This is a genomic window from Halomonas sp. ALS9 (assembly GCF_001651035.1).
GTDB lineage: Bacteria > Pseudomonadota > Gammaproteobacteria > Pseudomonadales > Halomonadaceae > Vreelandella.
This window is the reverse complement of sequence record NZ_LXRG01000075.1, coordinates 1-242: the sequence shown is the minus strand read 5'-3', so window position 1 is coordinate 242 and position 242 is coordinate 1. Positions and strand designations below refer to the sequence as shown.

The 242-nt window shown below is 58.3% G+C and carries 1 protein-coding gene; it reads left to right on the top strand.

Going from position 1 to position 242, the window contains the following annotated elements; translation table 11 throughout:
• Positions 1 to 197: diguanylate cyclase domain-containing protein (locus A6R74_RS06185; RefSeq protein ID WP_240488180.1), on the top strand; the 197-nt coding region annotated here is incomplete at its 5' end.
• Positions 198 to 242: the final 45 nt, after the last annotated feature.

The following is a 242-nucleotide window of genomic DNA, read 5'->3' as shown; positions in this document are numbered from 1 at the left end:
GTGGCCATTCGCTAGGCGACGAAATGTTTCGCCGCATCGCCCAGGTGGTTGCCTGGGAGGTTCGCCGTAGTGACCATGTGGCGCGCCAAGGGGGCGACGAGTTTGGCGTGCTGCTCCCCAGTTGCACCCTGGCTCAGGCAAGGAGAAGCGCAGAGTCCTTACGTCAATCGGTTAGCGAAATCTCCGTTCCCCATTAAGGCAAAGAGTAAATGGTCCACTTGAGGATCGGTGTGCCTACCTTT